Raw genomic sequence first — 6,589 nt, forward strand, 5'->3', positions numbered from 1 at the left:
GGGTGCAGTGATGGGGGCGCGGCCGGTCAGCCGAGGTCCCCGCCGGCGACGGGGAGGACCGTGCCGGTGATGTAGGACGCCTCGTTGGAGGCGAGGAAACAGATCGCGGCGGCTTGCTCGTCGAGAGTGCCGTAGCGCTTGAGCAGGGAGGACGCGAGCGTCTGGTTGATGTGGGCCTGGAACCAGGCCTTCTCCTGCTCGGTCCGCGCCTGCGGTGTCCCCCGGGATATCCGGCGCGGCGGCGCCTCAGTCCCGCCCGGCGCGGTGGCCACGACCCGGATGCCGGCATCGGCGCACTCGAGGGCGAGGGAGGCCGTCAGGGTGTTGATGCCGCCCTTGGCGGCGGAGTACGGGATGCGGTGGATGCCCCGCGTCGCCGCGGAGGAGACATTGACGATGACGCCGTGCCGCCGCGCCGTCATGGCGGGAAGTACCGCACGGCAGGACCACAAGGTGGTCATGAGCGAGCGGGTGATCTCCGCCTGGATCTCCTCCGCCGTGAACCGGGTGAACGGCTTGAAGTTGATCGCGCCGCCCATGTTGTTCACCAGGACGTCGATCCGGCCATGGTGCTCCAGCGCGGCCGTGATCGCCTGCTCGGCCCCGTCGTACGCCTCCAGGTCGGCGGTCACCGAGTGTGCGCCCAGCTCGCCAGGCCACCCCTCAGCACCTCGAGCACTTCCGGGAGGGCGTGGCCGAGGGCCGCACCCCCATCACCCGGTGGGCCACCCCGGAGGAGCTGATGGGCATCACCGCGCCGGCCCTCCTCATCCACGGCCGCGACGACCGAGTGGTCCATTTCGAGTCCAGCCTGGAGCTGGTCTCGCTGATCCCCGACTTCCGGCTGGTCCTGCTCAACCGCTGCGGCCACTGGGCCCAGTGGGAGCACGCCGCCGAGTTCAACCGCCTGGTCACCGACTTCGTCACCCACAACTGACCACCGTTTGACAAGGAAGTCGATCATGAGCAAAGTCATCGAGCGTATCGTCGACAGCGCGGCCTACTTCCAGGAGCACGCGCAGGAGGCCGAGGACCTCGGCAAGCTGCCCGACCACACCGTGGCGAAGATCCGTGAGACCGGTCTGGACCGCATGCTGCAGCCCCAGCAGTACGGCGGGCTGGAGACCTCTCCCGTGGAGTTCTTCGAGGCGGTCATGGAACTCGCGCAGAACTCCGCATCCGCAGGCTGGGTCGGTGGCCTGATGAGCATCCACGCCTTTGAGCTGGGCGGCGCCGACCCCGAGGCGCAGGAGGAGATCTGGGGGAAGAACCCCGAGGCATGGATCTCCTCGCCCTATGCGCCCTTCGGCCGAGCCAGGCCCGTCGAGGGTGGATACCTCTTCTCCGGCCGCTGGCCCTTCTCCTCCGGCACGGACCACTGCCAGTGGGCCTTCCTCGGCGGCATGGTCACCGACGCGAACGGTGAGATCAGCGGTCCGCCGGACATCCGGCACTTCCTCGTCGAGCGCGACCAGTACGAGATCGTCGAGGGCACCTGGGACACGGTCGGCCTGTGTGGCACCGGCAGCAAGGACGTCACTGTCAAGGACGCGTTCATCCCGGCCCACTGGGTGATCCGCCAGGATCTCGTCCTGACCGGTGAACTCGCCCGGACCAACCGCCCGGACAACCCGATGTACTCGTTGGCGTTCGCCACCATGTTCGGCGGTGTCATCACGGCCGCCACCATCGGTATCACCCAGGGCGCGCTGAACGCCTCCGCCGGCTACACCCGCAAGCGGATCTCCCACAGCGGTGCCCGGGTGGCCGGCGACCCGCACCAGTTGAACGTCCTCGGCGAGGCGTCGGCGGACATCGAGGCGAGCCGGGTGCACTTCCTGGCCGACGTCGCCAAGTACCACGACCAGGTCGTGTCCGGCCGGCCGATGGACCTGTCGCAGCGGATCACCGCACGTCGCAACCAGGTGCGCGCCTCCCAGCGCTCGGTGGACGCCGTCGACCGACTGTTCATGCACGCCGGCGGTGGCTCCCTGCACCGCGGCCAACCGCAGCAGATGTTCTGGCGAGACGCCCACGCCGCCATGAACCACATCTGCACCGTGGCCCCACCGATCTACACAGGCTTCGGCGCGGACCTTTTCGGCGAGCCGATCGCACCGGGCGTCTTCCACTGACGCCGGCGTCCCGTGGCAGGCGTCCGCCCCGGACGCCTGCCGACTCGCGCCGCTCGTCCTCGCCCGGGTAGTGCCCGCCCCGGCGCTCCGCCGCCGGACCGCTCTTCGTCACCGTCCGTGCGCTCGCGGCAGAACCGAAACCAAGGAGGAAACAGCGTGGTCGTCTCAGAGCCTCAGGCCCTCGCGCCCGCGGAGTACCGGCGTGTGATGGGGTACTACCCGACCGGTGTGAGCGTCGTCACCGGTATGACAGAGGGCATGCCCGTCGGCATGGTGGTGGGCACCTTCAGCGCCGTATCGCTTGACCCGCCTCTCGTGTCCTTCATGCCGACCGTCACGTCCGGCACGTACGCCCTCCTCAGGGAGGCCGGGAGCTTCTGCATCAACGTGCTGGCGGCGGACCAGATCGAACTGTGCCGGACCATGGCGGCCCCCCGTCGGGACAAGTTCGACGGCGTCCGGTGGACGGCCTCGCCGTGCGGGGCTCCGCGCCTGGCCGGTGCGGTGGCGTACGTGGAGTGTCGGCCGGAACAGGAGGTGGCGGCGGGGGACCACTGGATCACGTTGTGCCGGGTGCACACGATGGAGACCGGACGGGACGCCTCCCCGCTGGTCTTCTGCCAAGGCGGTTACGGGGAGTTCACCCGAGCCGGGCGCGCGGACGCCGCCCTCCACGACTATCTGACCTGGTACTCGGACTTCGTCATGTGAGGGCGCATCGCGGAGGTGGACCCCTGTCGGGGAGCGCCTCCACCGCCCGTACCGGCCGTCAGGCAGGCGTTCACCCGCCGGTGTGGTGCCGTCGCCGCCCGCACCGGCTTCGCCGGACGGCTCACGGAGTTCTCCGCGCGTCGTTCTGTCACGGTGTCGGCTTCGGGCTGCCGCCCAGTGGCATGCTGTCGCGCGAGGACCGGTTGACCGTGCAAGGGGCGTCGGTCGCCGATACGGGACACATGTCCCTCGATCTACGACAGGTGAGGGTTTCGAGGTGGTGGACGACCGGCGAGCCGAACCGCCGTCCGGGGCGAAGATCGCCGCGCTGGCGGACAGGCTCAAGGAGCGCATCTACGCGACCATCACGATGGTCGCTGTCGTGGTCGGGTTGGACCTGGGCGATGTCGGCACCATCGGCGCCGCCGGCACGGTGCTGACGACGGCTCTGGGGCTGTGGCTGGCGACGTTCGTCGCTGATCAGCAGGCGCACCGCACCGTGCACCGCCGCCTCGCCACAGGTCATGCACTACGGCGCATGCTGTACGTCAGCAGCCCGCTGTTGTCCTGCGCCGTGGGCCCGGCGCTGATGATCGCCCTGGCTGCCCTGGGCGTCCTGTCCCTCCACGCGGCACTGTTGGTGTCGGCGGGCGCGGGAGTGGCATCGCTCTTCCTGTGGGGCTTCCTGGGAGGGATGCGCATGGGGGGCGGTGCGTTGCCGGCCGTGCTGGCCGGACTGGTCGACGCGGCGATCGGCGTGGCCGTGGTACTGGTGAAGACGGCTGCCGGGCACTGACGCCGGAGCTGTGGTGCTGGCCGGCCGGAGAGGATGGAGCGTCGGCGCGGGTGGCCCTGCACGAGATGGGCGCACGCCGACGTTTACCGCGTGGAACGCTTTGGCTTTCGGACAGTCGCCGACCGGCGGGCAGACAGGGCCGTTCGACGGGCCCCGGCCGTCGGACGTGCCCGGTCTGCTGTGTCAGGCCGCTTGGAAGGAACGTCGGGACAGGCCGAAGCCGTAGCCGTCGAGTGTCGTCACCACCGGCCCGGTGGGATCGGTGGCCGCGCCGAGAGTGACGAACAGGGGAGTGAAGTGCTCCACGGTCGGGTGGGCGTAGGGCATTCCCGGGGCGGCGGTGCGGAAGCGGGCGAGTTCGGTGACGTCACCGCGGGCCAGGGCGTCAGCGGCCCAGGCGTCGAAGTCGGCGGACCAGCCGGGCACCTTGTTCTCCCGGACCATCTCCTGGGTGATGAACGGCAGGCCGTGGGTCATGTGTCCCGAGCCGATCACCAGCACACCCTCTTCCCGCAGGGTCCGCAGTCGCTCGCCGATGGCCAGCAGCCGGTCGGGGTCCTCGGTGGGCAGGCTCAGCTGCAGCACCGGGATGTCCGCATTCGGATACATGATCTTCAGGGGCACCCACGCGCCGTGGTCCAGCCCGCGCCGGGCGTGCTGATGCACCCGTTCAGTGTCCGGCATGAGCCCGGTGACCTGCCGGGCCAGGGCGGCGGCGTCCGGGGTGTCGTACCGGAAGGTGTAGTACAGCGCGTCGAAGCCGCCGAAGTCGTAGACGAGCTCGTCCGGCCGGGGGGCGCTCAACGACAGCGGCGCGGACTCCCAGTGCGCGGAAACGATCAGAATGGCCTTCGGCTTGGGCAGGGCCCGAGCCCAGTCGTGCAGTGGGGTCAGCCACTCGGAGCTCTCGAAGGGCATGGGGCCACCGCCGTGCGAGAGGTAGAGGCTGGGCAGGGCGCCGTCCCGCGGCGACCAGTGGCGATGCGGTTCGGCGGCTTCGAGTGCGGCGGCATGCCGCAGGTGCGCGGCGAAGGGATGCGACGCCGGTATCCGGGCGTCGGCGGCGACGGTCGTGGTGATGGGTCGGCTGGTCATGCGGGCTCCTCCGTCGGAACTGCGGATGATGTGCGTCAGGCACTCACGTGCTGGTGCCGCCGCTGGGCGGGCTGGCGGCCGGTGAGCAGGTGATCGAGGCTGAAACGCCCGGCACCGACGACGGCCAGGGAGAGAGCGGCCGCGCCGAGTACGAGGACGAGTTCGTAGCCGCCCTCGCCGACGAAGAGGCCGGAGCCGGCGTGCACGAACGCGAACGCCCCGATCATGTTGATGACGAGCAGCAGCCCGGCGACGGGCATGGCGAGCCCGACTATCAGCGCGGTACCACCCGCCAGCTCGACGACGGCGGCGAACCACGCCGAGGCGGTGGCGGCGGGTACACCGGCCTGGTCGAAGAAGGCCGCGGTGCCGTCGATGCCGTTGGTGAACAGCTTCTGCCAGCCGTGGGCGAAGAAGACGATGCCGACGGCGACGCGGGTCACGAGAAGGGCGAGGTCACGAGCGGTGGAGGGGAAGGTCATGTGGAAGTCCTGTCGTTGCTGTGGTGGATCCGTGGGCGCTGCCGGTCGGGCAGGTCCGTGTCAGGGCGATCGGGTCGTCGGACGGGCGGCAGTCAGGAGACGACGGAGAACCCGCCGGTCCAGCCGACCTTCTCGCCGGCCGCGAGGGTGAGCTGGAGGAAGCCGAACGCCTCCAGCTCACGGGCCCGGCGCAGCGAACCGGCGTCGATGGCGCGCAGGCCGGCCGCGGTGACGACGCCGGCCAGCGACGCCTTGGCGTCGGAGTCGTCGCCGGCGATCAGTATGGTCGTGGGCTGCCCGCCGACGGTGCCCGAGGCCAGGGTCGCGGCGAACGTGGTGTTGAACGCCTTCAGTACCCGGGACTGCGGCAGTGCGGTGGCGATCTCCGCGGCGGCCGAGCCGTCGGCGGGGACGACCAGGGAGTCGAACGTCGCGAAGTCCACCGGGTTGGTGATGTCGACGACGACCTTGCCGGCGAGCTGCTCGCCGCGCTGGGCGACGATGCCTGCCAGTGCGGCGTACGGGACGGCGAGGACGACGATCTCGCCGGTGACCGGCTTGTCGGTGTCGGCCGAGCTGAGCAGCTCGACGGTGTTGCCGCCCTTCTTGACGAGGTCGGCGATGGCCGAACCCATGGTGCCGGTGCCGATGATGCTCACGTGTGCCATGACGGTGCTCCTGTCGGATAATGGTTGTAGCGACAATTGATCAGCATCGGTCCCAGCAAACTTGTGGCTACAACCATTCCGGATGGAGATGTGACCGTGGACACACCTTGGCTCGACCGCCGCGAGCTCCGCGCCTGGATACGTCTGCGCGCGGTGCTGGAGCTGCTACCGGGTGTGCTCGACGCACAGCTCCGCAATGACGCCGGCCTGACGGAGTTCGAGTACCAAACCCTGGCGGGGCTCTCCGAGGCGCCCGGCCACACGTTGCGCATGACGGCCCTGGCCCAGCAGACCAACGCCACCCTGCCCCGGCTCTCGCACGTGGTCGCGCGCCTGGAGAAGCGCGGCCTGGTGGAACGCTTCCCCTGCCCGGAGGACCGCCGGGCGACCAACGCCCGGCTCACCGAGGCCGGGTGGGCGGGAGTACGGCAGGCGGCGCCCGGCCATGTCGCCACCGTCCGCCGCCACGTCATCGACGCCCTCACCGACGAGCAGGTCGACCAGCTCACGGCCATCGGTGACGCCATCCTGGCCGCACTGGACTCATCGGGGAGGATGGCCGCCGTCTACACCCGCTACGACGGAGCTCATGATTCCGAGCCGGGAGCCTAGTGTGATGCGCCTGAAATCGCAGGCTTAAGTCTGTAGCCTGTTTTCGTGTCTCGAGGTCCTCGTGCTGTCGAAGTCGTGTTGTCCGATGAG

General features: G+C 69.8%; 9 protein-coding genes. 5 read left to right on the plus strand and 4 right to left on the minus strand.

Going from position 1 to position 6,589, the window contains the following annotated elements; genetic code table 11:
• Positions 1-26 precede the first annotated feature (26 nt).
• Entirely contained in the window at positions 27-632 is a 606-nt protein-coding gene (locus tag ACIF8T_RS35045; protein ID WP_400040815.1) for a 1,6-dihydroxycyclohexa-2,4-diene-1-carboxylate dehydrogenase, read from the minus strand.
• Positions 633-637: 5 nt separating this feature from the next.
• Here ACIF8T_RS35045 and ACIF8T_RS35050 point away from each other — a divergent pair, with 5 nt between their 5' ends.
• The 4 genes from ACIF8T_RS35050 (at position 638) to ACIF8T_RS35065 (ending at position 3,642) form a co-directional block, all read left to right on the plus strand.
• On the plus strand, positions 638-937 hold the full coding sequence (locus ACIF8T_RS35050; RefSeq protein WP_400040817.1) for an alpha/beta fold hydrolase: 300 nt from the start codon (positions 638-640) through the stop codon (positions 935-937).
• 25 nt (positions 938-962) lie between these two features.
• The gene (locus tag ACIF8T_RS35055; protein ID WP_400040819.1) at positions 963-2,135 is read left to right on the plus strand and encodes an acyl-CoA dehydrogenase family protein; all 1,173 of its coding nucleotides are present in this window, start codon (positions 963-965) and stop codon (positions 2,133-2,135) included.
• A 156-nt stretch (positions 2,136-2,291) separates the two neighbouring features.
• A complete protein-coding gene (locus ACIF8T_RS35060) occupies positions 2,292-2,846 on the plus strand; it encodes a flavin reductase family protein (RefSeq protein ID WP_400040821.1) in 555 nt (184 codons plus the stop codon).
• A 277-nt stretch (positions 2,847-3,123) separates the two neighbouring features.
• Positions 3,124-3,642, plus strand: coding sequence for a hypothetical protein (locus ACIF8T_RS35065; protein WP_400040823.1), 519 nt, complete (start codon positions 3,124-3,126; stop codon positions 3,640-3,642).
• 183 nt (positions 3,643-3,825) lie between these two features.
• Here ACIF8T_RS35065 and ACIF8T_RS35070 read toward each other — a convergent pair whose 3' ends face one another.
• The 3 genes from ACIF8T_RS35070 to ACIF8T_RS35080 form a co-directional block, all read right to left on the minus strand.
• Entirely contained in the window at positions 3,826-4,737 is a 912-nt protein-coding gene (locus tag ACIF8T_RS35070) for a dioxygenase (RefSeq protein ID WP_400040825.1), read from the minus strand.
• Between the two features lie 35 nt (positions 4,738-4,772).
• A complete protein-coding gene (locus tag ACIF8T_RS35075) occupies positions 4,773-5,219 on the minus strand; it encodes a DoxX family protein (protein WP_400040827.1) in 447 nt (148 codons plus the stop codon).
• Positions 5,220-5,311: 92 nt separating this feature from the next.
• Positions 5,312-5,887, minus strand: coding sequence for an NADPH-dependent F420 reductase (locus ACIF8T_RS35080; RefSeq protein WP_400040829.1), 576 nt, complete (start codon positions 5,885-5,887; stop codon positions 5,312-5,314).
• A gap of 96 nt (positions 5,888-5,983) precedes the next feature.
• Here ACIF8T_RS35080 and ACIF8T_RS35085 point away from each other — a divergent pair, with 96 nt between their 5' ends.
• On the plus strand, positions 5,984-6,499 hold the full coding sequence (locus ACIF8T_RS35085; RefSeq protein ID WP_400040830.1) for a MarR family winged helix-turn-helix transcriptional regulator: 516 nt from the start codon (positions 5,984-5,986) through the stop codon (positions 6,497-6,499).
• Positions 6,500-6,589 lie beyond the last annotated feature (90 nt).

Source organism: Streptomyces sp. NPDC085946, assembly GCF_044540485.1.
Classification (GTDB): Bacteria; Actinomycetota; Actinomycetes; order Streptomycetales; family Streptomycetaceae; genus Streptomyces.

Bases quoted from the DNA above. Each gene is read 5' to 3' on its own strand.
- ACIF8T_RS35055 (WP_400040819.1), top strand. From the start codon at position 963: ATGAGCAAAGTCATCGAGCGTATCGTCGACAGCGCGGCCTACTTCCAG.
- ACIF8T_RS35070 (WP_400040825.1), bottom strand. From the start codon at position 4,737: ATGACCAGCCGACCCATCACCACGACCGTCGCCGCCGACGCCCGGATA.
- ACIF8T_RS35080 (WP_400040829.1), bottom strand. From the start codon at position 5,887: ATGGCACACGTGAGCATCATCGGCACCGGCACCATGGGTTCGGCCATC.
- ACIF8T_RS35075 (WP_400040827.1), bottom strand. From the start codon at position 5,219: ATGACCTTCCCCTCCACCGCTCGTGACCTCGCCCTTCTCGTGACCCGC.